Here is a 472-nt window from a genome sequence, read left to right as displayed (position 1 = left end):
CGTTGCGGACTGGGTTCTTCTTGCGCTGATCGTTCATGGTCGGTGCTGCTCCGTCAAATTCGTCGAAGCGGGCATTCTACGCGCTTGCGCCCGCGCTGCGCCGCCCGGTGTTCCGATCGCCCGTCCCTGTCCTCCCCGCCGCTTTCCGCAAGCTTTCGTTTGTTAATCGTTCCCATTTCGATCTAGAATCCTGAGTCTTTCATTTTGTAATGTTCCGGATCGCTCGGGCGGCAGGCGCGCCCCGGAACGCTCCCTCGTCCACCTGCCCCACCGGAGTCTTCATGTCGAATCCGCGCACCCGCCTGCTGCCGCTCGCCGGCGCCCTCGCCCTGGCTGCAGCCGCCTTCGCGCCGCTTGCCCAGGCGGCCGAGGAAGTGAGCCTGTACACCACCCGCGAGCCGAAGCTGATCCAGCCGCTCATCGACGCGTTCACGAAGCAGAGCGGCGTCAAGGTCAACACGGTGTTCGTGAA

At 64.2% G+C, this 472-nt stretch carries 1 pseudogene; it reads left to right on the top strand.

The features are described from left to right. Positions 1-281: 281 nt before the first annotated feature. Positions 282-472: pseudogene (locus M3668_RS10945) on the top strand (hypothetical protein); the annotation flags it as partial.

It is taken from the genome of Rothia sp. P100, from assembly GCF_023712425.1.
Taxonomy (GTDB): domain Bacteria; phylum Actinomycetota; class Actinomycetes; order Actinomycetales; family Micrococcaceae; genus Rothia; species Rothia endophytica.
Note: the sequence above shows the minus strand (reverse complement) of the source record. Positions and strands in the feature narration are given on the sequence as shown.